Below are 25,735 nucleotides of genomic sequence, written 5' to 3'. Positions count from 1 at the left end.
ATAAAATACATAACGTCGCATAATGGATATTATGTAAAGTATTGGAGATAGTGCGTGCCAGGACGTATTAAGAATAAAGATAATCATTACGAAAAGTTATACGCTCTTATGAAGGTTTTGCGTGAAGAGTGTCCATGGGATAAGGAGCAAACCCTGCTCTCTCTTCGACGCTATACACTTGAAGAAGTGCACGAAGTCCTTGAGGCGATTGATATCGCCGATTCAGATGATAACTGGGAGCCACTGAAATCAGAGCTCGGAGATCTGCTCATCCAGGTACTCTTCTATTCACGCATTGCCGAGGAGTCCGATAAATTTGCCTTCTCTGATGTTATCGATGCGCTGATCGATAAAATGATCTATCGCCACCCACATGTTTTTGACAAGGCCAATCCGGATGATCTAACTGACCAATGGAACAGCCTGAAGGATGCAGAGCATCAGAGCCGGACAAGTCTGATGGATGAAATCCCTCCTCTGCCAGCTCTTAAATATGCACAGAAGCAGCAACAGCGTGCTGCACGTGTCGGATTTGACTGGGTCAAGGCAACCGATGTGTTGGCAAAAATGCGTGAAGAGCTAGATGAGCTTGAGCATGAAGTGACACATAGCAAGGATCTGAAGCGTATTGAAGATGAGTTTGGTGACGTGCTGTTTACGCTGGCCAACCTCGCCCGAAAACTCGATCTGGATGCAGAACTCTGCCTGATGAGCACCAACCGAAAGTTTGCTGATCGCTTTAGAATGATGGAGCGTTTGGCTGATCAGCAAGGAATTTCACTTAAAGATCTCGACCTTGATCAACAGGAAGAGCTCTACAGTCGTTCAAAAAGCATTACAGGTTAAGGAGTTACAATGGATAACAATGATAATCCAGAGGCGCCACAGGATATTCAGGTTCAGATTCCACCTGAGGTGCAACGTGGCAGTTATGCCAATCAACTGGTGGTTGCCCATAGTCCTGAGGAGTTTATTCTCGATTTTATTTTCGTCACGCCGCCAGCTGGTGTTGTAAATTCACGCGTGGTCATCTCTCCTGCACATGCCAAGCGTATGGTTGCCGCACTTCAGGAGAATATCATTCGTTACGAGGCTACATTTGGTGAAATTAATGTAAGCCCCCTCTCTTCCGCGCCCGCCGCTAAGGTAAAAACCCATTAAAAACAAATAGTTAAGATTAACTCTTTACGTTAAATACAGGACGGTAATACTTATCACCATGCAATGGACTATATCCAATCAGCTTACCCTCGGCCGTGTTGTTATCATCCCGGTGTTCATGGCCGCCTTTTATCTTCCCGGTGAGCTTAGCTACTGGATCTCCGCCCTGCTGTTCACGCTTGCCTCATTTACAGATTGGCTGGATGGGTACCTGGCAAGAAGCCGTGGTGAAATCACTGCATTCGGTCGTTTTCTTGATCCTGTAGCAGATAAGCTGCTTGTAGCTGCTGCACTTGTGATGCTTGTCTCTGCTGAGATGGCCCCTGCGGTTCTGGCAGTGGTTATTATTGGCCGTGAAATCACCATTGGTGCACTTCGTGAATGGCTGGCAGAGCGCTCTACAGTGGTGCATGTCTCACTCATTGCCAAATGGAAAACCGCCCTGCAGATGGTCTCGATCATCGCTCTTCTCCTGCACGTCGATATTCTTGGCATATCAATGCACGATGTCGGACTCACCCTGCTGTGGGTCGCTGCAGCGCTCACCCTCTGGTCGGCTTACGACTATATCAAAGGGGCATGGCCTGAACTGATGAGTCGATCAGATGAAGAGAATCCTCAAAAGCCTACAGACGGGAAAGAAGAAGCGCTCTGATCTCTTTGTCGGTTAAAACAATGGGGTTCGTAGCCATGCTGCCCCCACTGATATTAGCAATAATCTTCTCAAGCCCGGCCTCATCAACGCCATAATGGGATATCAGAGGCATCTCCAGTCTCTTACTCCACTCCTCTAGCAGCTTCAAAAGCGCGCTACGCGCTTCACTTTCACTGAGTTCGGGTTGATTCGTTAACAGGCGCCCTGCATGTGCATATTTGAATAGTCCCGGATTCTCAGGCTCGCGCTCCAGCATGGCCTGGATATTCAAACGCGTTGCTTCAAACAGTAGTGTTCCGCAGACCACGCCGTGTGGAATCGGATAAAAGGCTCCAAGCGGGGATGCCAGTCCATGTACCGACCCCAGCCCGGCATTGGCCAGCGTCAGGCCTGAGATGGATGAAGCGTAGAGCATGCCTGAGCGCGCATTCAGATTACTACCGTCCTGAACGGCCACGAGCAGTGAATCCCTTACTTTCTCCAGCCCGCTTAGGGCCAGCGCATCGCTCATCGCAGATGCTCTGCTTGAAACATAGGATTCAAGCAGTTGCGTGAAAGCATCCATGCCACAGGAGGCTGTGACAGCTTTAGGGCAACTTAGTGTCAGTTCAGGGTCAAGAAGTATCTGTTTTGCGACCAGCGCGTCATCCCTGAATGATTTTTTATAACCCGCTTCACCAATCACCGACAATACAGCATTTTTACTGGTCTCTCCGCCGGTTCCGGCCGTTGTTGGCAGAGCAACAAAGGGTGTGGAGGGTCCCTGATAACATTTTCCGCGCCCTACCCCTTCCAGGTACTCCATGACCGACTCCCCTGAAGGCAGTAGTCCTGCAATAGCCTTGGCTGCATCCACAGCACTGCCACCGCCAATCGCCACCACTGCATCAGGAGCCCACGCGCGATGTTCAGTAACAGCGCCATCTACAAGCTGCGGTGAAGGCTCTCCGGTGACTTTAATGCGGTGTATTTCGAACATTGAGGCAAGTTGCTGCATCAAATCACCACACAGCGGTGAGTCATCAAATGATCTGCCACCGGTTACCAGCAGGATTCTGGTGCCATAGGTGTGAAGGATATCCGCGAGTTTAAAGCGAACTCCTGCACCAAAATGGATATGAGGGGTGGAAGCAAAACTGAATGGAGCGTTCATCTCTGCACAATAACAGGAGATAACAATGGCGACCAGATTTTGAGGTTGCGGAAATACACATGCGCAATGGATGCGCTTACAAGGCTCTTGTACCTAGCAGCTTGTGGCTTATGATTGCCATTCATGAACAAGCTGCTTCCAATTATCAGCACATTTCTGCTGCTTATCACGCTCTCTGCTGAAGGGTTTGTAGCGTGGAAACTTCATGAGAAGAGCGCACCAGTCGAGCAGACAGCGGATGAGGTGGCTGTTGCGGAGGAAGAAGAGACTGTAGAGGTCGAGCCTGTTTTCATGGATCTGGGTGAGACAACAGTCAACCTGCATGGCAGTGATTCGGACAACAACTTCCTGCGTATCAAGATAACTGTCCTGTTGAATGGAGCCGATTCACAGGAGCGAATCACCCGCAATATTACACAGGTGACAGACCTGATTCTGAATCTCCTCTCAGCTCAAACCTTTGCCGATATTCGCACTCAGGAAGGCAAAGAGTCTCTGAAGAGAGACCTCATTGAACGTATTAACCGACTTGTCGGGCAGGATCCCATACGCGACATCTTCTTTGTGGATTTTGTTTCTCAGTAAGTGATCGGGAATTAGCGACTTTAAACCATTAAATACTTTGATGTCTGAATAAAAAAAAGCACTCACGGTTTCCCGTAAGTGCTTTATATTGGCGTCCCCAAGGGGATTCGAACCCCTGTTGCCGCCGTGAAAGGGCGGTGTCCTAGGCCGACTAGACGATGGGGACCTGTTGGACGCGGCGAACAATAGCGAAGGTTTTTTTTGCGTCAATCAAAAATTGCACCTCGGTTATCTGTGAATCCTGTGAATGATTTGTTGTTGATCATCCAGTTCAATCACTACATCTGCAAGTCCTGGAAGTTTCTCAAGACTGTGCCGCGTCAGTCGTTCAAAATGTTGAATAAATCGTGTCAGTTGCTGAGTCTCCATCCCCTCACCTGCCTTGAATGTTTGACGCTCCTGCCTGCCCCGCCATTGCATGACAGCATCAAATCCAGGCACCTTCAGGAATAACAGCACATCAATCTTGCTAAAGAGCCGCTGGTAGTCACTCGCCAGTGCCTCATTTGCAAAACGTCTCCAGACTCCCTCTCTATCTTCTGATGCCTCAAGTTCATTGACTGTTGTAAGAAGCTGATTCTGAGGCTGCGGCGGCGTTGCGACACACCACCCCTCAAGGAACAGGATATCGACAGGTGTCCGGTAGCAAGGCCATTCGGTTTCGTCCCATCTATCATCGGTGGATTTATCAAAACGTGGCACCGCAACGTCTCCTGATTCAGTGATCAGCTTGACGATCGTATCTACACCCAGCTGAATATCATGGGTGCCCGGTACACCACGGGTTTTAAATAGTGGATGAACTGTAGTGGCGAGTCTGTTGCGCTCTTCTTTTCTCAGGTAAAGATCATCAATGGAGAGTGTCGCAACACGGTGCCCGAAACAGTGCTTCAGGATGATTGCCAGGGCTACACTCATGGTCGATTTGCCACTGCCCTGTGCACCGTTAATGCCGATCACCAAAGGTTTTTCCTGTTTGCGCTCGTGTATCCATGCAGTCAGAGGTATTAAATGCCCGTGAACGAGATTCATATAACCTTCAGGCAGCCCCTCCTGTTTGAAAAAATGGTTCAGCGCATTACTTAAAGCGGTATCCATGTTAGTGGTCACAGGGTTCGCAGCAGTGATGATTGCAGTTCTGAGAATCTGATTCCGGCTGCAGTGTGACGTGTTCAATGGCTGCTTCACGCAGATGCTGTTGCAGAAGTGCCAGTGTTTGATCCCAATGCTGTAACTCTTCAACAACGATATGGGCTGATAATGCCCTGCCTCCTGCCGGCAGTTTCCAAAGATGGATATGATGCGCCCCTGATACACCGGTTACGCCGCACATAAGCTTCTCAAGCACCACAATATCAACATCGGAAGGGGTAGCCGCCATTAGTTCGCCGGTGGTCTCGCGCAGCAGGCTCCAGCCACCCCAGGCCAGAATGCCTGCAACCAGAAACGAGAGAATCGGATCAATCGGCATCCAGCCGGTGAGAAAAATTACAGCTCCGGCAACAATGGCAGCGACTGAACCCAGCGCATCGCCAAGTACATGCCAGTAGGCAGCACGTGTATTGATATCATCCGCTCCATGCAGCCATCTTAGTATGACCAGATTGACCACAAGGCCGACACAACCAATTACAATTACGATCCAGCCCTCTACCTCGGGAGGATCAAGCAGGCGACCCAGCGCTTCCCATACGATCCAGCCACTCAAAAACCAGAGCGCCACACCATTGGCTTGTGCAGCTAGCACCCTTGCCCTGCCATAACCGTAGGTCATACCGCTGTGTGCCGGCCGCATGGCAACTCGCCCTGCGAATGCAGCAACGCCAAGTGCTATGACGTCAGAACTCATATGCACGGCATCCGCCAGTAGCGCCAGCGAGTTGGATATCCATCCGCCAGCAAACTCCACAATAGCAAACAGCGCAGTTAACAGCAGCGCCATATCCAGATGGTAATGCGTATGTCCATGATGATGGTGACCGGACACTAGAGATCGCTCAAAACAGAAGATTCATTCATCAGTTAATCATTGAGAAACAGAGACAAGAATTCAACCATTAGAAAATCAAGGCAAATCCACGAGACCAAAAGATCGGCATTAACAGAAGCAGGTTGCCAAAGCCATGATCTGCATGGGGTTGGCTGAAATGGTCAGGCTGAACTACAATAGCTAACTATGGGCCACTTTGGCTCTGAAAGAATGTTAACAGGAGTGAAACAATGCCTTTTGAACTGCCTGCACTGCCCTATGCCAGAGATGCACTGGTCCCTCATATTTCCGAGGAGACGCTGGATTATCACTATGGCAAGCATCACAACACCTATGTGACCAATCTGAATAATCTGATTGCCGGTACCGAGCATGAGAACAGCTCACTGGAAGAGATCATTCTCAACTCAACCGGAGGATTGTTTAATAACGCCGCACAAGTGTGGAATCACACCTTCTACTGGAACTGCTTGTCACCTCAAGGTGGCGGTGAACCTGCCGGTGCACTGGCTGAGGCCATCAACGAGACCTTCGGTTCATTTGAGGTATTTAGAGAGAAGTTCACCACCTCGGCAGCCACCAATTTTGGGGCAGGCTGGACCTGGCTTGTGAAAAATGAAGATGGTGGACTTGAGATTATCAACACCAGCAATGCAGCCAATCCGATGACCGATGGCTATAACCCCCTGCTCACCTGTGATGTGTGGGAGCACGCCTACTACATCGATTACCGCAATGCCCGCCCCGTTTACCTGCAGGCATTCTGGAAACTGGTAAACTGGAAATTTGTTTCAGATAACCTTTAACGAACAATAGTTTACATAGTGTATCTTAATGTAAAAAATTCAGCATAATTTAAATGAGCCGGGCCTGGTTTCCGGCTCTTATGCTATGAGGGCTTGCCATTGCCGATGTTCATACGTGGAATGAGGCGATGTCGAATGAGAAGAGCGCAATAGAGCAGTTAAAAGCCATTCCCCTTCCTGCCGGACTCATCAAGCTCTGCAACAGGATCAGGGAGGCTGGCGGTCTGGGCTGGCTGGTTGGCGGCTCTGTGCGTGATATGCTGCTGGGCCAAAACCCCAAAGATTTTGATCTTGAAGTCTACGGCCTTGAGGCAGATCAACTTAAGATACTGTTAACAGCAATGGGCAGGACAGAGTCTGTTGGCAAACAGTTTGGCATTCAGAAGCTCTGGATGGACAATCTTGAGATCGATGTTGCCCTGCCTCGTACCGAGCGAAAAACAGCAACGGGCCATTGCGGCTTCTCTATACAGACAGATCCACACCTGAGTCCTGAAAAAGCCTCTCTGCGTCGCGATTTCACCATTAATGCCATGATGTTTGATCCACTGGATGAGTCACTGCTCGATTTTCATGGCGGCCTGCAGGATCTGCAAGCGGGCACACTAAGACATGTCAGCCCTGCCTTTGCAGAAGACCCGCTTCGACCTCTGCGGGCGATGCAGTTTGCCGCCCGCTTCCAGCTGTCACTTCACCCTGACACCGCTCTTCTCTGTAAAGGTCTGCTTGCTGAAGCGGAAAAACTCCCCACCTCACGCATTTGGCATGAGTGGAAAAAGTGGGCGCTCTCCACTCACCCCTCATATGGATTGGCTGCTCTCTTAGATTCCGGCTGGTTGGCCATCTACCCTGAGCTGAAAACGATGATTGGTTGCGATCAGGCGCCACACTGGCACCCGGAAGGCACAGTATGGAATCACACGCTTCAGGTTTGTGATCAGGCTGCGATGATCTCCAGCAGAGAAAAACTTCCGGAGGAGACTCGTCTGCTTCTTGTACTCTCTTCGCTCTGCCATGATGTGGGCAAACCGGACACAACATTTATCAACGACAAAGGGAACATCTGCTCTCCAGGCCATGCTGAGGCCGGTGTCGCCATAAGCAGATCATTTTTGAAGAGGATTGCGACACCTTCGAGGCTTGTTGATCTGATTTTACCGCTGGTCAAAGAGCACATTACCCACCTGCATGGAGAACCGACCGCTCGCGCTGTGCGCAGACTTGCTGACCGACTGATGCCGGCAAACATTGAGTTATGGGAGATGCTGGTCGAAGCCGATGCCTCTGGCCGCTATCCGGCCCCACCATCGCGCCCGGCGCTTATCTGGCTCAATCTTGCCCGCAAGCTGAAACATCAGCACAACAGGCCCGAACCCCTGCTCACTGGTCAGATGCTGCTTGAGCTGGGCGAAAGATCTGGCCCTGGCATGGGAGAAATCCTCAGCAAGGCCTATCAGGCGCAACTTGATGGGACCATTTTCGACCGGCCTTCAGCCATGCAGTGGTACCACGATTACAGGCCCTGGAATCAGGGGTTAGAGGAAGATACCCGAGGTCAATAGTCAACTATTTGATTTTATTGGTCTTTCATTGACGATTTTATTCGTGCCGCTATAATGCCGTTGCAAGAAAAATCAGGAGTTTCCATGCCCCACTATCGTCGTTTTTCCGATGCCTCTGTCAGTGAAAAAATACTTGATACCATGTTCCTTGTCACCATCGGACTGGGTTATCTTTTCGCCCTGGGCCATACATTTTTTTCTCACGAAGGGCGTGATGGGCAAGCTGGGCTATCAGTCGAGGATGTGAAGATCGCCTACTACGGTGAACACCAGCAGACCCGCCTCGGTGCTGCACTAAACGGCGGCATGGCTGGCAATCTGGATAATGATGAGCAGAAACAGGTGATTGTTGACTGGATTGAGGGCGGCAATGATAAAGCTGCATTTGAACTCAATGTGGCACCTATCCTGAACAGCAACTGTATCGGTTGCCACTCGGCCGAAGCCGAAATGGGGCTGCCGCCTCTGACCAGCTATGAAGATGTTGTAAAACTGACCCATGCTGATACCGGCGCTTCGATCCAGAGTCTGGTGCGCGTCTCCCATATCCATCTCTTCGGCATAGCTTTTATTCTCTTCTTCGTTGGCCGTATCTTTATTCTTTGTGAAATGCCTGTGATGACCAAACGCATTACCGTTGCCATACCGTTCCTGGCCATCCTTGTTGATATCCTCTCCTGGTATATCACCAAGTTTATTCCCGGCTTTGCCTTTGTGGTTGTGATTGCCGGTGGCCTGATGGGAATATCCCTGACCATTCAGATTCTGGTGTCGCTCTACCAGATGTGGTTCTATCATCCAAAAGTAGAGCCTATTGAGATGTAAGAGGTTAAGAGGTGTAATGTTTGAGGCTTGTCGCGCAAACATTACTCTTACAACAGTTGCAACAAGAGATTAATATCCTCCCATAGCGGAGAAAACAAGGAGAAACCCCATGAAAAAAACAGTTGTGATGATGATGGCAGCAGCCTTTTTCGGCCTGAGTGCCCAGTCTGCTCTGGCCTCTGATATTGATGCTTCCAAGCTCTTCGGTAGCAAATGCAAAATGTGCCACAAGATCGATGGCAAAAAGATGGGCCCTGGCCTGAAGCAGATGACAACTGATGCCGCTGCTCTGAAGGCTACTATCACAGATGGTCGTAAAATGATGCCTACCTATGGCAACAAACTGAGCGGCGAAGAGATTGATGCACTGGTTGCATTCATTCAGAGCAATCAGTAAAGATTTGGTAGAGCCCTGATCATTTCAGGGCTCTATTTTTTAAAAGCTGCAATAAGCTGGTTGGCCTTGGTTGATCTGCTGCACAAACCCTTGCGCTAAGAATCCGTGTGGTAAATAGTTAGCACTTCACACGGGAGGAGATTACTTATGGATTTCAAACGAATAACAGGGGTTGCACTTGCCCTTCTCATTATGCCTATCTCTGCAAATGCAGACGACAGCCTTAATGGCAAGGCGCTCTACCAGGCAAACTGTGCTGCATGTCATGGGGTTGATGGCAATCCAACGGAATTTGGTAAATCACTGAAGCCATTCCCTGCTCGCGACCATCGCGCAGTGGTAGGACTGGTTGAGCGCGATGAACTGCGCCGCATTATCAACTACGGCATTGCCGGCACAGAGATGACGCCGAAGAAGTATGATCTTGATGGCCTGCAGATTGAAGCTGTAATCGATTATATGGAGACCTTCAAATACACCCCTGACCTGGCGAATGGTAAAGTCCGTTTTGAAGCGGTCTGCGCAAGTTGTCATGGGCTCGATGGTCGTGCCAAGACAGGCATGGGTGCCAAAAATCTGGTTTATTCAACACTGACCCTGCAGGAGATGGCGCACACCATGCGTTATGGTCGCCCGGGCACCAAGATGACCAGTAAACGTCATCAGTTGACCAACAAGGATATCGCCGATGTTGCCAACTACGCCCATGAGCTGCGTTACAAAGCAGATGCGGCCAAGGGTAAGAAACTCTACGCCTCAAACTGTGCCTCCTGCCATAGCACACCTTCAGCGATCAAGCTGACCGGCAATGCTGCATCCAAGCGTACACTTGCTGATCTCTCTGACCGTCTGCTTGACCTGCGCATCACTCATGGTCGTCATATCGATCGTGCAGGTAAGGATGTTGGTAAACTCTCTGCTGATAATATCTCCGATATCATTGCGCATATGAGGAAGAGTACTAAATAATGACGTTACACTCCGATAGAGGCGCCTCCCAATTGGGGGGCGCTGATCTTTTTGACCTGGAAGTTATCAAAAAGTATGACAAGGCCGGGCCGCGTTACACCTCCTACCCTACCGCTCCGATGTTTCACACCGGTATCGGTGCCAAAGAGTATGCGCAGACACTGAAAGATGTGGCTGATAGTGATGCTCCGCTTTCACTCTATATCCATATCCCGTTCTGCAACACAGTCTGTTACTACTGTGGCTGCAGTAAAATCGTCACCAAACAGTATGATCGTGCAGCGCCCTATCTGGAGCTGCTGCTCAAAGAGATTGACCGTGTTGCTGATGTGATGGGCAATACACGGCGTCCGGTCACCCAGCTGCACTTTGGCGGTGGCACACCAACCTTTATGAACAATGATCAGATGCGTGCGATCATGACGCGCCTGCGTGAGCGTTTTAACTTTGTCCCCAAAGATGAGGGTGAGTTCAGTATTGAAATTGATCCGCGTGAGTGTGATCAGGATACGGTTCGTGTCCTGCAGGAAATTGGCCTCAATCGCATGAGCATGGGTGTTCAGGATTTCGATCCGATTGTACAGAAGGCGGTGAATCGCATTCAGTCCAAGGAAGAGACGCTGCGCGTGCTCGCTGAAGCACGTCAGCACGGCTTTGAGTCGATGAATATCGATCTGATGTATGGCCTGCCACATCAGACTGTTGAAACCTTTGATGCCACCTTGAACACCATTATCGAATGTGATCCTGACCGGATTGCGCTGTTTAACTATGCACATATGCCGCACATGTTTATGCCACAGCGTCGTATTGATGAGTCAGCCATGCCTACGCCGCAGGAGAAGCTCAACATCCTTGAGCACAGCATCAACAAGCTGCTGGATGCAGGTTACGTATTTATCGGCATGGATCACTTTGCCAAACCCGAAGATGAACTGACCATCGCCCAGCAGAGCGGCAAGCTCTACAGAAACTTCCAGGGTTACAGCACCCAGGCCGATTGCGATCTGATTGGTCTGGGGGTTACCTCAATCGGTTATGTTGGTGGTGGATTCTTCCAGAATGCCAAAGAGATGGATCCTTATGCCGAGGCCATCAACAACGATGAGTTTGCGGTATTCCGCGGTTATATCCTCTCGGATGAAGATCATCTGCGTCGTCAGGTGATTATGCGCCTGATGTGTGACTTTTCACTCGATTACTCGCAGTTTGAGTCCGAGTTCGGCATCAACTTCAAGGAGCACTTTGCCGATGGCATTGCCGACCTTGATGAGATGGCCAGGGATAACCTTGTTGAACTGCGTGAAGACGGTCTGACCGTGCTGCCTGCAGGTCGCCTGCTGATCCGTAACGTTGCGATGGTATTCGATGAGTATCTGCAGAAGAAAAAAGAGGGTTCCAGCTTCTCTAAAACCATCTGATTGCTCTTATCAGAGTAAACGTAAGACCATATTAAGGCCGGGTTTAACCCCGGCCTTTTTTATAGCTATCTTGCCCGCCCATAAACAAGACGAGGAATACCTATGCAAATCCAGAGTGATAGCCGCACCTTTTATGAACGCATTGGTGGTGAAGCACCGCTGCGCCGCCTCGTGCAGCGATTCTATTTTCATATGGATGCATTAAAGGAAGCAGAGACCATCCGCTGGATGCATGCGGACAACCTGCAATCGGCCGAAGATAAGCTCTTCATGTTCCTCTCCGGCTGGATGGGAGGCCCCTCACTCTATATCGAAAAGTTCGGCCACCCTCGCCTGCGCATGCGCCACATGCCTTTCAAAATCGGCGAATCTGAACGCGACCAGTGGATGCTCTGCATGAGACATGCACTGGCAGACGTTGTAACTGATAAAACTCTCTCAGATGAGCTCTACGCCGCCCTCTACGGCGTCGCCGATTTCATGCGCAACCATCCGAATTGATTGTGGCATTACGACTCTTCCACTAATAATCTTTTGTAACGTGGCTTGAGCGCAATTCGGAACAATCACTGTATAGACTACACTCCATGAGCACACCCTGTTCTAGTCAAACCCCATTCTTTTTATTCTGCTTTAAGTCTTTGCTCAGGCTGCTGCCGGGAATTTTACCTTAGTTAAACCGATTGAATTGCAGGCAGATAGTGAATTTGTGAAATAGTTCACAGGTCAACGCTTCCATGACCATATATACTAGCCAAACAGCAGAAAACAGACCTTCGCCTCTCCCCCTCCCCCTCACAGGCGAGGGTCTTTAAAAGCCCCGACTTTGTCAGTCGGGGCTTTTTTATGGTTCCTACGTTGAGGATTTTACGGAGGTTACGCTGGCGGGGAAACCGACTTTTTCCAGATTAACCACGGGTCTGTTCACCCGAAAATCGGAGAGATCCATCGATGGGGCTTCACCCATAATCCAGCGGCTCATGATATCGGCTGTGCCGGGGGCTAAGGCTACGCCATTACGGTAGTGGCCGGTGGCTACAAACAGACCGGGATGGCCATCTACAGGGCCGAGATACGGCATGCCGTCGGGGCTACCCGGGCGGAAACCCATCCACTGCTCGATAATCTCGGCACCTTTTAGCCCCGGTGTAATGCGATATGTCGCTTCCAGCAGATTATTGACGACGGATTCAGTGGTGCCGGGCTGAAAACCTACCCGTTCCATGCTGGCACCAACGAGAATATGACCATCTACACGCGGCACAAGATAGACATCGTCATGTTTGATGATGCTCTTCACTCTGCCCGGCTGATCTTTAAGCAGTACGATCTGCCCTTTTACTGGCTCTACCGGCAATTCAAGCCCAATCTGACAGGCCAGATCACCACTCCAGCTGCCGGCAGCCAGCAGAACAGCATCGCAATCAATGGTTTCACCACCGGCAAGTGTGACCGATGCAATCTCACCCTCTCCGTTTTTACCGACGCCAATCACCTCGGCCTGTTCGCGAATCGGAACCTCGGCGTTAAGCAGCGCCTGTTTGACAGCAGCCAGCAGGCGTGGATTGCGTACCTGCCCTACTTCAGGCCAGAGCAGAGAACCAGAAACCTGATCGCTCATGGTCGGCTCATGCTCGCATGTCTCTCTGGTATCCAGCTCTTCAACCTTCCATCCGAAGCGTTTGGACCAGTTCAGGGCATCCTGACGGTGGTGAATGCGATCATCGGCAAACATCGGAATCATCAGGCCGCATGACTGCCACTCGGTTTTCAGGCCGCTCAACTCTTGCAGCATACCATTCATTTCAGGGAACATAGCGAGACTGGTATCCACCAGATGGGTGAAACTGTCGGGATAGAGCCAGGGGTGAATCGGGCAGAGAATACCGGCACCGGCCCAGCTCGATTCACGACCAGTATTGCCTTTTTCAAGGATAATGGGGGTTGCACCAAGGCGGTGCAGATAGAGCGCTGTCAGGCAGCCGATGACGCCGCCACCGACAACTGCTACGCGTTTACCACTACCCTGTTTGAAACTGCTCACGAAACTCTCCCCGGATTCATCGTTTATGGGCTTGCGGAATCACTGCTGCATTGCCACCATGCCGCAATGTCAGCCTCTACAGGCCAGCCAATGCAGCTAGCGCAAGCTTATCAACATTGTCTGGATATCGCACGGAACCACTATGAGAACTTCCCTACAGCATCCAAACTGCTGCGCGCTGACCTGCGCCCGGCTGTAGCGGCGATCTACGCCTTTGCCCGTCACGCCGATGACCTGGCTGATGAGGGTAATGCGGCACCTGAGACCCGAATCAAACAGATTGATGCCTGGGAGACACTACTGGAGCGCTGTGAAACGGATGCGAACATCGATCATCCGGTCTTTATGGCACTCGGTGATGCCATTCGCAGGCACAACCTTCCGGTTGAAGAGCTGTATAATCTGCTCATCGCATTCCGTATGGATGTCACCATCCACGCCTACTCAAGCTTTGATGAGCTGCTCTTCTACTGCAAACACTCTGCCAATCCGGTCGGGCGTCTGATGCTTGCCCTGCACGGCATTCATGATGCTGAAGCCAATCGCTGCTCTGATAGTATCTGCAGCGCACTGCAGTTGATCAATTTTTGGCAGGATCTGAGCATTGATCTGCCACGCGGGCGCTGCTATCTGCCACAAACATGGCTGCAGGAGTCAGGGTTTAGCAGTCAGGATATGCTCGATGGCGAGGTTAGTGATGCGATGTTGCAGCCAGTTCTCAGCTTCGCCCTGCAAAGCACCAGAGATCAACTTGAGTCGGGTGTTCCCCTGCTCTTGAAGCTGCCCTTCAGACTGCGTCTGCAGATTGCTGCAACCATCCATGGGGGCCGCCGCATGCTTCATAAGATTGAACAGAGTGAACAACCACTGCAGCAGAGGCCAAGCCTGGGCCGTGGTGAGTGGCGAGCGATGCTGTTGCCGGTTTTAAAAGATTCATTTTTTCCCGCCAGTGCGATCAAAAGGAAGCCTGCATGACACCTGAACAGTATTGTCGCAACAAAACCCGTGGCTCCGGCTCCTCTTTTTTCTATGCATTCCTGTTTCTGGATGATGAGCAGCGCCGGGCGATGATGGCGCTCTACGCCTTCTGCCGTGAAGTCGATGATATCGCTGATGAGGTGAAAGAGCAGGAGGTTGCTCTCTCCAAGCTGGCCTTCTGGCGTGAAGAGCTAAGCCGCGCATTTAAAGGCAGAGCGCAGCATCCGGTGGGTAGAGAGCTGGCCTGGACGGCTAAACATTTCCCCATTAATGAGGAGCTACTGGTTGAGATTATCGATGGCATGCTGATGGATGTGAAGCGCCAGCCAATGCTTAAACATGCCGATCTGTCGCTCTACGCCTATCGGGTTGCCGGTGTTGTAGGGCTGTTGACCATTGAGGTGTTCGGTTACAAAAACCGTAAAAGCCGCGACTTTGCCACCTCGCTCGGTGAAGCACTGCAGCTGACCAATATCCTGCGTGATGTCGCCACCGATGCCAAAATGGGCCGCATCTATTTCCCGCAGGAGGAGCGCATCCGCTATCGGGTCAGTGATCAGGATTTCAAGGATGGCAATATGAGCGATGGTATGCGCGCCCTGCTTAGTGATTATGCCGAACGTGCTGAAAAAGCCTATCGCCAGGCTCTGGAGAGCCTTCCTGATGAGGATCGTGAGAGCCTGCGGCCATCGATTCTGATGGGTACAATCTATTATAACTACCTGCAGCGACTGCGTGATGCGGATTATGATATGTGGCAGAAACCGGTTCATATCCTGCCCCTGCGCAAAATATGGACAGCGTGGAAGACATGGCGTTATGAAACCAGAGCGGTGAAGAAGAACATGCCGCTGAAACTGGAGTTCTGAGATTAGCCGATCTGTTGCGGTGATTGGTGGCGGCCTCTGCGGCCTCACCGCTGCAATCCGGCTGGCTCAGACCGGCATTAAGGTTGAACTCTTTGAAGCCGCCCCTAAAGCGGGTGGTCGAACCCGTTCATTTATTGATAAAACCACAGGTGAGCTATGCGACAACGGCCCTCATCTGCTTATTGGTGCTTATGAAGCGACACAGCGACTGCTGAACGATTGCGATGCCACAGCTAATGTCACATGGCAGCCATCACTGAAACTTTCGTTATGGGATGAGCAGCGCAACCACTTCAGGCTTCAACCTAATGCCTATATGCCATTTGCTATGGCTCTGCTGGTTGCCGTGAAAGCACTGCCCGATCATGACTGGCGTTCAGCAGCGGCGATGTTACGGCTGGCCCGTCAGCTGGATCAAAACGACCAAATTAACACCTCTGTTGCTGAGCTGTTCACAATAGCTGCCATCCCCGCAAACCTGCGGCGCGATATGCTTGAACCGATCTGCCTGGGTGTGATGAATGAGGATATAAGTACGGCCAGTGCTGCAACTTTCAAACGGGTTATCAAAGAGAGCTTTGCATCCAAAACCTCGGCCAGACTTGGCTGGTTTAACGCACCTCTGGATAAGGCTCTGATTACACCCTTGCTAGAGAAGGCTGAGCAGCTGGGTGTAACCATTAGAACCGGTTACCGGGTTCGTTCTGTTCAAGAGCAGGCCGGTGGTATCGTAGAGGTGAATGGCAAACCGTTTGCAGCAGCAATCCTTGCACTGCCTGCTTATGCAGCGGCTACCCTGTTAGGCATAGATAACTGCTTCCAAACACGCGCCATCACCAACGTGCACCTCTGGTTCAGGGATCACTGCGGACTGCCCGAACCTTTGATTGGTGGTATTGGCACCACCGGGGAGTGGTTTTTCGATGTGTCACAGGCCTTTCAACAGACTCCGTCCCTAAGGCATCTCTGTGCCGTCATCAGTGCCGATGAAAACAGGATCAGCGATGAGGCTTTGGTGGCACAGATCAGTCACGAAATCGGACTTATTTCTGGTGTCGATTTGGCGCCTGTTCATCACCGGATTATTCGTGAAAAGCGGGCAACTGTTCTTGTTCGAAACTACCAGCCGATGTTCACAGCCTCCTCCAGAATTATTGATGCATGCGAAGCGCCTACCCCTGGTCAACTGCCTGCCACCATTGAGTTTGCTGTATTGCGCGGCGAAAAAGCAGCCTCAGAAGTCTGCAAACTGCTCACCTGATCCTTTTTATCCACTTGACAGGTCATATTTAACGCAAAAGCACACATGGCGCATTTTCTTGCTGTCGAAGTCGATATAATTCCCTTAAGCTACTGAATAATAAGCACTATTAGAAATGCCTAATTATTAGGCAATCGGCAGACATGTCACCGAAGTGTAATAAACAGAGGCCTCAAACCGGTTTCATCCACACAGTTATCCACAGGCACTGTGGAGAGCCTTGGAAGGCGTTGAAAACAAAGGGATTAGGCCTGTGTATATCCATTGTTGCGTTAAGGAATTAGCGATTTATGATTCATTCATGAACAAACCATTCCGTAATCCGTCCCTGGCAGATCAGTTTATTGGCGAGATTGATCGCGCCCTGAATAACATCTTTTGCAGGCAGGTCAGCTCTCGCACCTACCCCGCCTCCACAGCAGATGATCAGACACCACAACTCACAGCTGATGAGAAGCGATTGGCAGCTGGTCTGATGCGGGTGAATCACTCCGGTGAGATGGCCGCCCAGGCCCTCTATCAGGGGCAGAGCCTGACAGCGCGTGATCCCAGGCTGGTGGATAAACTGCGTCACGCCTCCATTGAGGAGGCTGATCACCTGAACTGGTGTCGTAGTCGCCTAGATGAACTGGGAGAGCGACCCAGTCTGTTCGACCCCCTCTGGTATGCAGGCTCCTTTGCCATCGGCATGGCTGCCGGCATTGCCGGTGATCGCTGGAATCTCGGATTTCTGGCTGAAACAGAACATCAGGTAGTGCGCCACCTCAACTCCCATCTGGATAACCTGCCTGCCAATGACAGCCGTAGCCGGGCGATTGTGGAGCAGATGAAGATTGATGAGCAGAGTCATGCCGAGCTGGCCGAAGGTCTTGGTGCAGCTGATCTGCCTCAACCGATCAAACAGATGATGAAACTGACCTCCAAGGTGATGACCAGCGTCGCTGAAAAGATATAAACTGAGTGAAGGGTTAGGCGTAAAGCATGAGGAGTGAGATTCTTCACCCTTCACCTCACACCTAACGTTTCACACTCACTCCCCCCCTGTTATGGTACGCATGAAGCTAATTCTGAGGGGATCTTTCATGTCAGGACATCGTAAACGGTCCACGATTCAACATGCTGTGACAGTGATTATAGCCAATTCAGCGCTGTGGATGTGCCCTTGAGAATCATCGGTGTTGACCCGGGATCGGTAAAAACGGGGGTAGGCATTATTGATGTGCAGGGCAGCCGTATTCGCCATGTCTATCACGCCATGATCCGAACCGGCAAAGGCGAGTTTGATGAGCGCCTGTTTCTTCTCTATGCCGGCCTGTCAAAGATTATCGCAGAATTCAAACCGGAGAGCGCAGCCATTGAGGATGTTTTTGTCTCCAAAAATGTCAGTTCAGCCTTGAAGCTGGGTCAGGCACGCGGTGCTCTGGTAGCGGCCTGCGGCTTTCACGGGCTGCGCGTAACCGCCTACTCTCCAACCACGGTCAAGCAGTCGGTCGTCGGCTTCGGACGTGCTGATAAGGATCAGGTCGGCCATATGGTTCGCATGCTACTGCATCCGCCTGAGCCATGCCCTGAAGATGCTGCAGACGCCCTTGCCGTAGCCATCTGCCATGCGCATCATTCACCGATGCAGAAACTGGCTGAAAAAAAATGATCACTGCCACTTACAGCTGCTACGGGAGAGTCTAAATTGATCGGTTGGTTATCAGGTACAGTGCGTGAGCTCGATCCGGCAGGCCTAGTCATCGTGGAGACCGGTGGTGTCGGTTATGAAGTGGCCCTGAGCCTGCAGACCCTCTGCAAGCTTAAACAGGGCGGCAAAGCTGAACTCTCCATCCACACCTATGTGCGCGAAGATCAGATTACCCTGTTCGGTTTTGCCAATGGCGCTGAGCGCGCCCTGTTCCGTAAGTTAACCAGTGTATCGGGTATCGGTGCCCGCATGGGGCTGAATCTGATGAGTGGGATGTCTACCGAAGATCTGGTGCGTGCCATTGAAAACGCAGATGATCTCGCCATCTCGCGCACCCCGGGTATCGGTAAAAAGACTGCCCAGCGCCTGATTCTTGAACTGCAGGGCAAACTCGATGCCGGTGCAGTTAGCAGCAGCGGTGTAAGCGTTGGCAATAGCCATGACGATGTGCGCTCGGCCCTTGCCAACCTCGGTTATAAACCGGCCCAGATAGATGCCGCACTGAAAAAGGTGGAACCGGCTGACTTTGAAACGATGTTCCGTAACACACTGAAGGTACTGTAATGAGTGATGCTGAAGAGCGCCTGATTGATGGTATCTCAAGCCCTGCGGACAACTGGGATGCAGCGCTGCGCCCCAAAAGTCTTGATGAGTATGTGGGGCAGGAGAAGATCCGGGCTAATCTGAAAATCTATATTCAGGCTGCCAAAGCGCGCAGTGAATCACTTGATCATGTGCTGCTCTATGGCCCGCCCGGACTGGGTAAAACCACGCTGGCCAATATTATTGCTACCGAAATGGGTGTGAATATCCGTGCCACCTCCGGCCCTGTTATTGAGCGTCCCGGTGATCTGGCGGCGATGCTGACCAATATTGAGGAGGGTGATGTACTCTTTATTGATGAGATCCACCGCTTAAGTCCGCAGGTTGAGGAGATTCTCTACCCTGCCATGGAAGACTTTCAGCTCGATATTGTCATTGGTCAGGGCCCGGCGGCCCGCTCGATCAAGATGGATATTCCCCGTTTCACCCTGATTGGAGCCACCACACGTGCAGGACTGCTGACCAATCCGCTGCGTGACCGTTTCGGCGTGATTGAACGGTTGGAGTTCTACACCCATGAACAGCTGGCACGCATTGTCAGCCGCTCTGCCTCCCTGTTGCAAATTCAGACTGCCGCTGTCGGCTCAATGGAGATCGCCAAACGTTCACGCGGCACACCGCGTATCGCCAATCGCCTGCTGCGCCGGGTCCGCGATTTTGCCGAGATCGAACATGATGGGCTGATTGATCAGGCCGTTGCCGACTCATCCCTGAAGCGACTTGAGGTCGATCATCTCGGTCTGGATCATCAGGATCGACGCCTGTTACTGGTGATCATTGATAAATACAGTGGTGGTCCGGTTGGTCTGGATACCTTGGCTGCCTCCATCTCAGAAGAGCGTGATACCATCGAAGATGTGCTGGAGCCCTACCTGTTGCAGGAGGGGCTCATAGCCCGCACGCCGCGTGGCCGCACCGCCACACCGCTGGCCTATGCACATCTTAAACGTGAACTGCCGGGCACAGGCAGGCAGGAGTCACTGCTGTGACCAGCTTCAGTGAATCATGGCCCATCCGCGTCTACTATGAGGACACCGACCATGGTGGTGTTGTCTATTATGCCAACTACCTCAAATTCATGGAGCGTGCGCGCAGTGAATTCCTGCGCTGTGCAGGTCTGGAGCTTGATACAATCGAAGCGGAGTTCGGTGTGATGTTTGCCGTTCGTCAGGCCAATGTCAGCTATCATGCCCCTGCCCGCTTCAATGAGATGTTGAATGTTGAAAGCGCACTGGTTGAGATGCGCGGTGCCCGTATCGCCTTTAAACAGCAGATCTACCGCCAGAGTGATGGTCTGTTGCTCACCGAAGGTGATATCCAGCTCGCCTGCATCAGCCGGGATGGTAGCGTTAGCCGCATACCCAAAGCTGTAACTGAACGTTTGCAAAGCCATTTAAATCAACCCGAGGAGTCTTCTTCATGAATCAGGACCTGTCGATCCTAACCCTTATCCTGAACGCCGGTTTTGTCGTTCAGGGCGTACTCATCCTGCTGATGCTGCTATCGCTTGTCTCATGGGCGATTATCTTCAATAAATGGCGTCTTTACAGCAAAACCCGCCGTCAGGCCGAGTCCTTCTCCAAAACCTTCTGGAGTGGCACCGATATGGACACTGTACTGGCAGGCATTCCGCAGCAGTATCCCAACTCGTCACTGCCCAACATCTTTCAGGCCGGTTACCGCGAATTCATGCGCACCCGACGTGATGCCAAGCAGAGTGAAGCGGGTAAAATTGTTGCTGCCGGTGGCATGGACGGCATCCGACGTGCCCTTGATGCCGCCTTCTCCCGAGAGATGGAGCGCCTCTCCCGCAACCTCGCCTTTCTCGCCACAGTAGGTTCCACCTCACCCTTCATCGGCCTGTTTGGTACCGTCTGGGGTATTGTTAATGCGTTTCAGAGTATCGCTCTGACCCAGAACACTTCCCTTACCGCCGTTGCACCGGGCATTGCTGAAGCACTGGTAGCGACCGCATTCGGCCTGATCGCTGCGATCCCAGCCGTTGTCGCCTACAACAAGTTTACCGCTGATCTAAAGCGTCTGGCCTCGAATATGGAGCAGTTCAACTCCGAGTTCCTGAACATCATTTCGCGCCACATAAAAGGTTAGATCCTGTGATCCACAACAACAGGCCTGGAGCCTTAATCCCTTTGCTAAGCAGCTTGACCGCTGCAGTGACTGATCTGTTTAAAGTTGTATGCAAGCCATTTGCAGAATCTGGCTTGCCCATTTGCAGCGAATGCGGTCCCTCGCCTGCAAGCCATAGCTCAAGCTATGCCTTTTGGCTGCAGAACCACCTCGAACGCAAATATTCTGCGCCATATTTCTGCAATCTTATGGATCACAGGAGCTGAGTATGTGGGCCGGACAGAGCAAATGGAGTAAAGAGAACGAACCGATGGGTGAGATCAATGTCACGCCACTGGTTGATGTGATGCTGGTGTTGCTGATTATCTTTATGGTCACGGCTCCCCTGCTCACCCAAGGGGTAAATGTCGACCTTCCGGATGCCGAAGCGCCTGCCATGCAACAGAATATTGAACCGCTGGTTGTGACCATTCGTGCCAATGGTGATATTTATATGCAGAAGCAGAAGCAGCCGATCAGCATTAAACAGCTGGCTCCGCGCATCCAGGCGATGCGCCAGCAGAAGCCGGAACTGCCCGTATTCATTCGTGGCGATGCAAAAACGCCCTATGGTCGTGTCGCTGAGGTGATGAGTCTTCTCGAAACAGCAGGCATCAGGAAGGTTGGTCTTGTCACAGAGCCGCGCCGTTAGACGAGTCCCGGCCGAAGATCATTCAGCAGATCTGACTAAACTCGATCTGCTCTATGCTTTTCTGCTGCATGCTCTGATCCTGATTGTCGTGGTCACCCTCTCCTTCTGGCAAAGCCAGAAGAAGGAGCAGCCACTGCAGCGCATCGAGGTGATGATGATCTCTGCCAAACAGCTCGCTGCCATTGAGCAGCAGTCTCGGCGCAAGATGAAACCGGTCAAAAAGCAGGAGCAAAAACCAGCCGCAGTAGAGAAGCCCAAGGTAGATACTAAAAAGGCTCCGGTTTTGAAACTTGAAGAGAAACCAAAACCCAAACCAAAAGCAGAGCCTAAAGTGGCGGCAAAGGTTGAACCCAAAGCTGTAGCCAAGAAGGTGGAGGATGATTTCGATCCATTCGCCCCTATCGGCTCATCTACTGATCGCAGCAGCTCAACCAACAAAGCCTCCACCTCACGCCCCGATATCGCCAACATCGCAGGCCAGCAGCTCTCTAAAAATGAGATCGAGCGCTATGTTGCGCTGATGCAGGCTGCAGTTCAGGAGCAGTGGAAGGTGCCTGCCAGTAGCGACAAACTCACCGACCCGCTGGTTGAGATGGTGCTTGCCCCCAGTGGTGCAGTCGTATCCGTGAAAGTCATTGAGAGCTCCGGCAATGAAATGATGGATGCATCACTCATCCGTGCGATTCAGGCAGCAGCACCATTTCAGCTTCCCCAACAGCAGTTCGAGTACTTCCGTACCAATCGCCTCCGTTTCCGCCCGCTGAAATAACAGAACACTGTATAACTGATCGAACACCCCTCTCCCGCCATGTGATCGTTAGAAGCCTTCGGTAAACAGGACGGTGTACAATAAAAAAACCGCCCAGATCGGACGGCTTTTTACTGCTTCAATAGAGCGCGAGTTTAAAAGATCGAGCTGTGTGCCCAGGCCGTTTTGCCACTGTCGAGTTTAACCTGATACCACCCCTCCTGCTCACCCGTTTTGGTGACGTAATCGCCCTTTTTCAAACGAGTGACGATGCCGCCTTTAGCCGTCGGCTGCTGACGAATATTGGCAAGTTGCACGCCAACCTGCAGTCGAGGAGAGAATACCGATCTGTGTACCCATGCTGTGGTCTCACTATCCGTCTGTCTGATATGGAACCAACCATCTTTCTCTGCAAGTTTATAAACGATTTCACCCATTTTTACGCGTGAGATAACCTTGCCACTGTTATCCGGAGTATCGCGCACATTGCCATAGTGGGCAGTTACTGTGATCTGTTCAGCACTGCTCTGCTCCGCAGCTGGCCACAACCCCAATACCAGAACCAGTGAGCCAATCACGCCTGTGGCGAGCATCTGCTTTACAGAAACACGTTTCGCTTCAGTGATTCCATTGGCCTGTTTAATGCCGTAGGTATCGAACTCTTCATCCAGATTCATTACATGTTCAATTCCACTTTCTGCTTTATCCATATCTACCTCCCGTCCTTGCAGGACGATCTGCTTATCAGCAGATAGTGCATCAATCGGTCAAATGAAACTGTGATCCACACCATATGAAGAGACGATGTTGATTTACAGACCTCCGATCAGCTGACCAAAAAAAGCCGCCCGTATTGGGCGGCTAATTAATATTGATAGAAAAAACCAATCAGAAGATTGAGCTGTGTGCCCAAGCTGTTTTGCCGCTATCGAGTTTGACCTGATACCACCCCTTCTGCTCACCCGTTTTGGTGACGTAATCACCCTTCTTCAGGCGTGTAACAATTTTTCCATTACCGGACGGAACGGTGCGAATATTCGCAACATCGACACCAACCCGCATACGTGGCGCAAACAGGGATTTGTGTACCCATGCTGTTTTCTCTGCATCGAGTCTGACGCGGTACCAGCCATCCTTCTCTTCGAGTTTATAAACGACTTCACCCTTTTTCAGACGTGAAACTACTTTACCGCTGTTATCAGGAGCGCTGCGCACATTACCGAAATGGGCAGTCACCTTGATCCTCTCACCCTTAATTATGGCCGCAGCCACTTTTTCAGCTTCTTCAGAGATTACGGCTTCAGCCATTTCAGGCGCTACAACTTCCTCCACTGCAGCAGGTGCCGTTGCTTTGGCAACGATAACAGGTTTAGCGCTCTGTTCAGGCTCGACCACAACAGCTTCAGGTTGCACTGCAACCTCCTCTTTAGCAGGTATAAGTGCTTCAACAACTTTCGCTTCAACAGTTGCAGTATTCTCTTCAGCTGTTGCAACGATAGCTGGCTGTGCGACCTCAACAGCAACCTCTGTGACTGCAGTTGCACTCTCACGCTGTTCAGATGCCGGCCAAAATACCCACATCAAAGCGACTGCAATGGTTGCACCGGCCAGAGTCTGGATAATGGTTTCGCGCGTTGAGCGTTTGCGTTCAAAAATACCATTGGCCTGCCTGATGCCGTAGGTGCCGAACTCTTTTTCAAGGTTCATGATCTCTTCGTTATCGCGCGCGGCATGCTCAGTCGCTGTTGCTGCCAGCGCGGCTTCCACTGCATCGTCCTCAGCCCGTTCGGCTGCTGATGCATTCTCTCTCTCGATTTCGAGGATGTAATCGTCAAAGCGCTGCTGCAGATTAGCCATGAACTGGCTTACCTCTGCCTGCAACTGGCTCACTTCAGCAATTTTGTCGACGTCTGCGAAGAGATCCATCTCGCTATTCACGATGGCATGCAGCTGCTCTCGCAGGTCTGCGCCCTGATGCTCTATTTCACTGTCTGATCTACTCATATGATCCATCTCATCCCATTGTCCCGCAGGACTGATTTATTTTCGCGAACACTATGGGGCTGAGCAGATAGAAAATGTGATCTATGCCATACTTATGCAGAAAAGTTGTTATTTATTAAAAACTTCCAAACAGGTTCAGGTTAAAAATGGATTGATGAGCCCACGCTTCAACACCATTATCCAGGCGTACCTGATACCACTCACCTTCAATACTGATACGTGTCACAGCAGTCCCATGCTTCAGCTTATAGATAATCTGGCTTTTAGGATGCGGATCTCTGCGGATATTGCCTACATCTACGTTTACCACTACGCGTGACGTGGCTGCAGATCGTGTCGTGGCTGCAGGTTTTTTGACCGCTGTCAGCACAGAGTTGTGTGCCCAGCCGCTCTGATCACCACTAAGGCGAATCTGATACCACTCTCCCCGCTCGGCCACAACCAGTACCGGTGTGTGACGTGGCAGTTTTGCCACAACTTTGGCCCCGGCCTCAGGCATGGCGCGCACGTTGCCAAAGCTCACCGAGATTTTCATCGTTCTGTCTGAAACCGCAGGCATCTGTAAATCGCCATCAGACACATCAGCTTCAACGGCAGCTGCCTGCTCCTCAATCATCGTTTCAACTACCGGCTCAACGGTACTATCTTCAATCATAGCAACCACTTCAGGCTCAGGGTCAATAACCAGGGCATCAGGCTCTGCATCGATCACCGGAAGGCCAGGCTCTGCAGCCACCGGCTCATCATTTGTAGCATAGTGATTTACAGGCCCTGATGGCCAGACAAACCAGACGACGACTATAACCAGTAACAACGTTGCCACCAGGGCAGCGGAGATCAACTTGCCATACGAGCCTTTGCCACTATCAGACTGGCTGGAGGGGTGCGTTGGGTCATCTTCAAAAGCTGCCAGCTGCTCATCTGCAAAGGGGTCAAGGTGGGAGAGTTCACGATCAAAAGCCTCCTCCTGGCCGGTCTCAAGCTGATGATCTATATCCTCAACAAAGTGATCGAGATGATCCTGAACTGCTGCGTCTGAATCGCTATTCTCATCGAAAAGAAGCGACTCCTCCTGCTCCATAAATACATCAAGTTGATGTTGGAAGGACTTGGATTCATTGTCTTTTTCGACCTTTATTTTACCACTTCCAGTAACAGAATCATTTTTTTCGTTCATATCACCTCTTGCACAGGAGAGTAGATCTCATGTTTATAATAGAGATTAAGCCTGACAG

The 25,735-nt window shown here is 51.2% G+C and carries 29 protein-coding genes, 1 tRNA gene and 1 pseudogene; 22 read left to right on the top strand and 9 right to left on the bottom strand.

All coding sequences use genetic code 11. The features are described from left to right. Positions 1-54 precede the first annotated feature (54 nt). Genes mazG through pgsA form a run of 3 tightly spaced genes read left to right on the top strand, consistent with a single transcriptional unit; the run spans position 55 to position 1,816 of the window. The gene (gene mazG, locus F3F93_RS01910) at positions 55-846 is read left to right on the top strand and encodes a nucleoside triphosphate pyrophosphohydrolase (protein WP_176957472.1); all 792 of its coding nucleotides are present in this window, start codon (positions 55-57) and stop codon (positions 844-846) included. Between the two features lie 9 nt (positions 847-855). Further along, positions 856-1,161, top strand: a complete 306-nt coding sequence (locus tag F3F93_RS01905) for a DUF3467 domain-containing protein (RefSeq protein WP_176957471.1) — start codon at positions 856-858, stop codon at positions 1,159-1,161. A 58-nt stretch (positions 1,162-1,219) separates the two neighbouring features. Beyond that, entirely contained in the window at positions 1,220-1,816 is a 597-nt protein-coding gene (gene pgsA / locus F3F93_RS01900; protein WP_176957470.1) for a CDP-diacylglycerol--glycerol-3-phosphate 3-phosphatidyltransferase, read from the top strand. On the opposite strand, the gene F3F93_RS01895 is transcribed toward pgsA, so the two are convergent. Next, positions 1,788-2,969 (bottom strand): iron-containing alcohol dehydrogenase, encoded by a 1,182-nt coding sequence (locus F3F93_RS01895; RefSeq protein WP_176957469.1) that lies wholly within the window; start codon positions 2,967-2,969, stop codon positions 1,788-1,790. The two genes, pgsA and F3F93_RS01895, sit on opposite strands and share 29 nt — an antisense overlap. Before the next feature lie 123 nt (positions 2,970-3,092). On the opposite strand from F3F93_RS01895, the gene F3F93_RS01890 reads away from it, so the two are divergent. Continuing rightward, positions 3,093-3,554: a flagellar basal body-associated FliL family protein gene (locus tag F3F93_RS01890; RefSeq protein WP_176957468.1), complete on the top strand. Its 462-nt coding sequence runs from the start codon at positions 3,093-3,095 to the stop codon at positions 3,552-3,554. Between the two features lie 89 nt (positions 3,555-3,643). Here F3F93_RS01890 and F3F93_RS01885 read toward each other — a convergent pair. The 3 genes from F3F93_RS01885 to F3F93_RS01875 all read right to left on the bottom strand — a co-directional run bounded on the left by F3F93_RS01885 (position 3,644) and on the right by F3F93_RS01875 (position 5,496). Then, positions 3,644-3,720: transfer RNA gene (locus F3F93_RS01885), tRNA-Glu, on the bottom strand. A 62-nt stretch (positions 3,721-3,782) separates the two neighbouring features. Beyond that, positions 3,783-4,652 (bottom strand): hypothetical protein, encoded by an 870-nt coding sequence (locus F3F93_RS01880; RefSeq protein ID WP_176957467.1) that lies wholly within the window; start codon positions 4,650-4,652, stop codon positions 3,783-3,785. Position 4,653: 1 nt separating this feature from the next. Then, positions 4,654-5,496 carry a cation diffusion facilitator family transporter gene (locus tag F3F93_RS01875; protein ID WP_176957466.1) on the bottom strand — a complete coding sequence of 281 codons (843 nt, stop codon included), beginning with the start codon at positions 5,494-5,496 and terminating at the stop codon, positions 4,654-4,656. A gap of 278 nt (positions 5,497-5,774) precedes the next feature. Between F3F93_RS01875 and F3F93_RS01870 the strand changes: the two genes are divergently transcribed. The 7 genes from F3F93_RS01870 to F3F93_RS01840 all read left to right on the top strand — a co-directional run bounded on the left by F3F93_RS01870 (position 5,775) and on the right by F3F93_RS01840 (position 12,025). Continuing rightward, the gene (locus tag F3F93_RS01870) at positions 5,775-6,350 is read left to right on the top strand and encodes a Fe-Mn family superoxide dismutase (RefSeq protein ID WP_176957465.1); all 576 of its coding nucleotides are present in this window, start codon (positions 5,775-5,777) and stop codon (positions 6,348-6,350) included. 128 nt (positions 6,351-6,478) lie between these two features. Next, positions 6,479-7,912: an HD domain-containing protein gene (locus F3F93_RS01865; RefSeq protein WP_176957464.1), complete on the top strand. Its 1,434-nt coding sequence runs from the start codon at positions 6,479-6,481 to the stop codon at positions 7,910-7,912. A gap of 84 nt (positions 7,913-7,996) precedes the next feature. Continuing rightward, positions 7,997-8,737: a hypothetical protein gene (locus F3F93_RS01860; RefSeq protein ID WP_176957463.1), complete on the top strand. Its 741-nt coding sequence runs from the start codon at positions 7,997-7,999 to the stop codon at positions 8,735-8,737. Between the two features lie 109 nt (positions 8,738-8,846). Beyond that, positions 8,847-9,134, top strand: a complete 288-nt coding sequence (locus F3F93_RS01855) for a cytochrome c (protein WP_176957462.1) — start codon at positions 8,847-8,849, stop codon at positions 9,132-9,134. A gap of 192 nt (positions 9,135-9,326) precedes the next feature. Further along, entirely contained in the window at positions 9,327-10,103 is a 777-nt protein-coding gene (locus tag F3F93_RS01850; RefSeq protein WP_241696895.1) for a cytochrome c, read from the top strand. Next, on the top strand, positions 10,103-11,524 hold the full coding sequence (gene hemN, locus F3F93_RS01845) for an oxygen-independent coproporphyrinogen III oxidase (RefSeq protein ID WP_176957460.1): 1,422 nt from the start codon (positions 10,103-10,105) through the stop codon (positions 11,522-11,524). The genes F3F93_RS01850 and hemN overlap by 1 nt, the downstream gene beginning before the upstream one ends. A gap of 102 nt (positions 11,525-11,626) precedes the next feature. Continuing rightward, on the top strand, positions 11,627-12,025 hold the full coding sequence (locus F3F93_RS01840) for a group II truncated hemoglobin (protein ID WP_176957459.1): 399 nt from the start codon (positions 11,627-11,629) through the stop codon (positions 12,023-12,025). Here the strand turns inward: F3F93_RS01840 and F3F93_RS01835 are convergent. Beyond that, positions 12,020-12,103, bottom strand: a pseudogene (locus tag F3F93_RS01835) (IS1595 family transposase); the annotation flags it as partial. The gene F3F93_RS01840 and the pseudogene F3F93_RS01835 overlap by 6 nt on opposite strands. A gap of 274 nt (positions 12,104-12,377) precedes the next feature. Continuing rightward, positions 12,378-13,568, bottom strand: coding sequence for a glycine oxidase ThiO (gene thiO, locus F3F93_RS01830; protein WP_347239166.1), 1,191 nt, complete (start codon positions 13,566-13,568; stop codon positions 12,378-12,380). Between the two features lie 66 nt (positions 13,569-13,634). On the opposite strand from thiO, the gene hpnC reads away from it, so the two are divergent. From hpnC to F3F93_RS01775, 11 genes are all read left to right on the top strand, one after another. Beyond that, on the top strand, positions 13,635-14,543 hold the full coding sequence (gene hpnC, locus F3F93_RS01825) for a squalene synthase HpnC (RefSeq protein WP_176957458.1): 909 nt from the start codon (positions 13,635-13,637) through the stop codon (positions 14,541-14,543). Continuing rightward, complete coding sequence (hpnD, locus tag F3F93_RS01820; RefSeq protein ID WP_176957457.1) at positions 14,540-15,415, top strand: presqualene diphosphate synthase HpnD; 876 nt, start codon at positions 14,540-14,542, stop codon at positions 15,413-15,415. Before hpnC ends, hpnD begins: the two co-directional genes overlap by 4 nt. A gap of 19 nt (positions 15,416-15,434) precedes the next feature. Continuing rightward, positions 15,435-16,676, top strand: a complete 1,242-nt coding sequence (locus F3F93_RS01815; protein ID WP_347239165.1) for an FAD-dependent oxidoreductase — start codon at positions 15,435-15,437, stop codon at positions 16,674-16,676. Positions 16,677-16,977: 301 nt separating this feature from the next. Beyond that, positions 16,978-17,631 (top strand): 2-polyprenyl-3-methyl-6-methoxy-1,4-benzoquinone monooxygenase, encoded by a 654-nt coding sequence (gene coq7, locus F3F93_RS01810; protein WP_176957456.1) that lies wholly within the window; start codon positions 16,978-16,980, stop codon positions 17,629-17,631. 207 nt (positions 17,632-17,838) lie between these two features. Beyond that, on the top strand, positions 17,839-18,327 hold the full coding sequence (gene ruvC / locus F3F93_RS01805) for a crossover junction endodeoxyribonuclease RuvC (RefSeq protein WP_176957455.1): 489 nt from the start codon (positions 17,839-17,841) through the stop codon (positions 18,325-18,327). 36 nt (positions 18,328-18,363) lie between these two features. Next, positions 18,364-18,930 (top strand): Holliday junction branch migration protein RuvA, encoded by a 567-nt coding sequence (gene ruvA, locus F3F93_RS01800; protein WP_176957454.1) that lies wholly within the window; start codon positions 18,364-18,366, stop codon positions 18,928-18,930. After that, a complete protein-coding gene (gene ruvB, locus F3F93_RS01795) occupies positions 18,930-19,958 on the top strand; it encodes a Holliday junction branch migration DNA helicase RuvB (RefSeq protein WP_176957453.1) in 1,029 nt (342 codons plus the stop codon). The genes ruvA and ruvB overlap by 1 nt, the downstream gene beginning before the upstream one ends. After that, on the top strand, positions 19,955-20,392 hold the full coding sequence (ybgC, locus tag F3F93_RS01790; protein WP_347239164.1) for a tol-pal system-associated acyl-CoA thioesterase: 438 nt from the start codon (positions 19,955-19,957) through the stop codon (positions 20,390-20,392). The genes ruvB and ybgC overlap by 4 nt, the downstream gene beginning before the upstream one ends. Next, entirely contained in the window at positions 20,389-21,078 is a 690-nt protein-coding gene (gene tolQ, locus F3F93_RS01785) for a protein TolQ (RefSeq protein ID WP_176957452.1), read from the top strand. The genes ybgC and tolQ overlap by 4 nt, the downstream gene beginning before the upstream one ends. Positions 21,079-21,325: 247 nt before the next feature. Then, entirely contained in the window at positions 21,326-21,748 is a 423-nt protein-coding gene (gene tolR / locus F3F93_RS01780) for a protein TolR (protein WP_176957451.1), read from the top strand. Next, a complete protein-coding gene (locus tag F3F93_RS01775) occupies positions 21,726-22,517 on the top strand; it encodes a TonB family protein (RefSeq protein ID WP_176957450.1) in 792 nt (263 codons plus the stop codon). The genes tolR and F3F93_RS01775 overlap by 23 nt, the downstream gene beginning before the upstream one ends. Before the next feature lie 134 nt (positions 22,518-22,651). Here F3F93_RS01775 and F3F93_RS01770 read toward each other — a convergent pair whose 3' ends face one another. From F3F93_RS01770 to F3F93_RS01760, 3 genes are all read right to left on the bottom strand, one after another. Further along, a complete protein-coding gene (locus tag F3F93_RS01770; protein ID WP_176957449.1) occupies positions 22,652-23,206 on the bottom strand; it encodes an SH3 domain-containing protein in 555 nt (184 codons plus the stop codon). A 178-nt stretch (positions 23,207-23,384) separates the two neighbouring features. Continuing rightward, on the bottom strand, positions 23,385-24,500 hold the full coding sequence (locus F3F93_RS01765; protein WP_176957448.1) for an SH3 domain-containing protein: 1,116 nt from the start codon (positions 24,498-24,500) through the stop codon (positions 23,385-23,387). Positions 24,501-24,615: 115 nt separating this feature from the next. Further along, positions 24,616-25,677, bottom strand: coding sequence for an SH3 domain-containing protein (locus F3F93_RS01760; protein WP_176957447.1), 1,062 nt, complete (start codon positions 25,675-25,677; stop codon positions 24,616-24,618). Between the last annotated feature and the right edge of the window lie 58 nt (positions 25,678-25,735).

Origin of the sequence: Mariprofundus sp. KV (genome assembly GCF_013387475.1) — a bacterium.
Taxonomy (GTDB): Bacteria; Pseudomonadota; Zetaproteobacteria; order Mariprofundales; family Mariprofundaceae; genus Mariprofundus.
The sequence above is the reverse complement of the archived record's forward strand: the minus strand, read 5'-3'. Positions and strand labels throughout refer to the sequence as shown.

Bases quoted from the DNA above. Each gene is read 5' to 3' on its own strand.
- F3F93_RS01895 (WP_176957469.1), bottom strand. From the start codon at position 2,969: ATGAACGCTCCATTCAGTTTTGCTTCCACCCCTCATATCCATTTTGGT.
- F3F93_RS01875 (WP_176957466.1), bottom strand. From the start codon at position 5,496: ATGGCGCTGCTGTTAACTGCGCTGTTTGCTATTGTGGAGTTTGCTGGC.
- tolR (WP_176957451.1), top strand. From the start codon at position 21,326: ATGTGGGCCGGACAGAGCAAATGGAGTAAAGAGAACGAACCGATGGGT.
- F3F93_RS01770 (WP_176957449.1), bottom strand. From the start codon at position 23,206: ATGGATAAAGCAGAAAGTGGAATTGAACATGTAATGAATCTGGATGAA.
- F3F93_RS01765 (WP_176957448.1), bottom strand. From the start codon at position 24,500: ATGAGTAGATCAGACAGTGAAATAGAGCATCAGGGCGCAGACCTGCGA.
- F3F93_RS01865 (WP_176957464.1), top strand. From the start codon at position 6,479: ATGTCGAATGAGAAGAGCGCAATAGAGCAGTTAAAAGCCATTCCCCTT.
- hemN (WP_176957460.1), top strand. From the start codon at position 10,103: ATGACGTTACACTCCGATAGAGGCGCCTCCCAATTGGGGGGCGCTGAT.
- hpnC (WP_176957458.1), top strand. From the start codon at position 13,635: ATGTCAGCCTCTACAGGCCAGCCAATGCAGCTAGCGCAAGCTTATCAA.
- F3F93_RS01890 (WP_176957468.1), top strand. From the start codon at position 3,093: ATGAACAAGCTGCTTCCAATTATCAGCACATTTCTGCTGCTTATCACG.
- tolQ (WP_176957452.1), top strand. From the start codon at position 20,389: ATGAATCAGGACCTGTCGATCCTAACCCTTATCCTGAACGCCGGTTTT.
- F3F93_RS01855 (WP_176957462.1), top strand. From the start codon at position 8,847: ATGAAAAAAACAGTTGTGATGATGATGGCAGCAGCCTTTTTCGGCCTG.
- F3F93_RS01905 (WP_176957471.1), top strand. From the start codon at position 856: ATGGATAACAATGATAATCCAGAGGCGCCACAGGATATTCAGGTTCAG.
- F3F93_RS01840 (WP_176957459.1), top strand. From the start codon at position 11,627: ATGCAAATCCAGAGTGATAGCCGCACCTTTTATGAACGCATTGGTGGT.
- F3F93_RS01850 (WP_241696895.1), top strand. From the start codon at position 9,327: ATGCCTATCTCTGCAAATGCAGACGACAGCCTTAATGGCAAGGCGCTC.
- ruvB (WP_176957453.1), top strand. From the start codon at position 18,930: ATGAGTGATGCTGAAGAGCGCCTGATTGATGGTATCTCAAGCCCTGCG.
- coq7 (WP_176957456.1), top strand. From the start codon at position 16,978: ATGAACAAACCATTCCGTAATCCGTCCCTGGCAGATCAGTTTATTGGC.
- F3F93_RS01860 (WP_176957463.1), top strand. From the start codon at position 7,997: ATGCCCCACTATCGTCGTTTTTCCGATGCCTCTGTCAGTGAAAAAATA.
- F3F93_RS01870 (WP_176957465.1), top strand. From the start codon at position 5,775: ATGCCTTTTGAACTGCCTGCACTGCCCTATGCCAGAGATGCACTGGTC.
- F3F93_RS01760 (WP_176957447.1), bottom strand. From the start codon at position 25,677: ATGAACGAAAAAAATGATTCTGTTACTGGAAGTGGTAAAATAAAGGTC.
- hpnD (WP_176957457.1), top strand. From the start codon at position 14,540: ATGACACCTGAACAGTATTGTCGCAACAAAACCCGTGGCTCCGGCTCC.
- pgsA (WP_176957470.1), top strand. From the start codon at position 1,220: ATGCAATGGACTATATCCAATCAGCTTACCCTCGGCCGTGTTGTTATC.
- F3F93_RS01880 (WP_176957467.1), bottom strand. From the start codon at position 4,652: ATGGATACCGCTTTAAGTAATGCGCTGAACCATTTTTTCAAACAGGAG.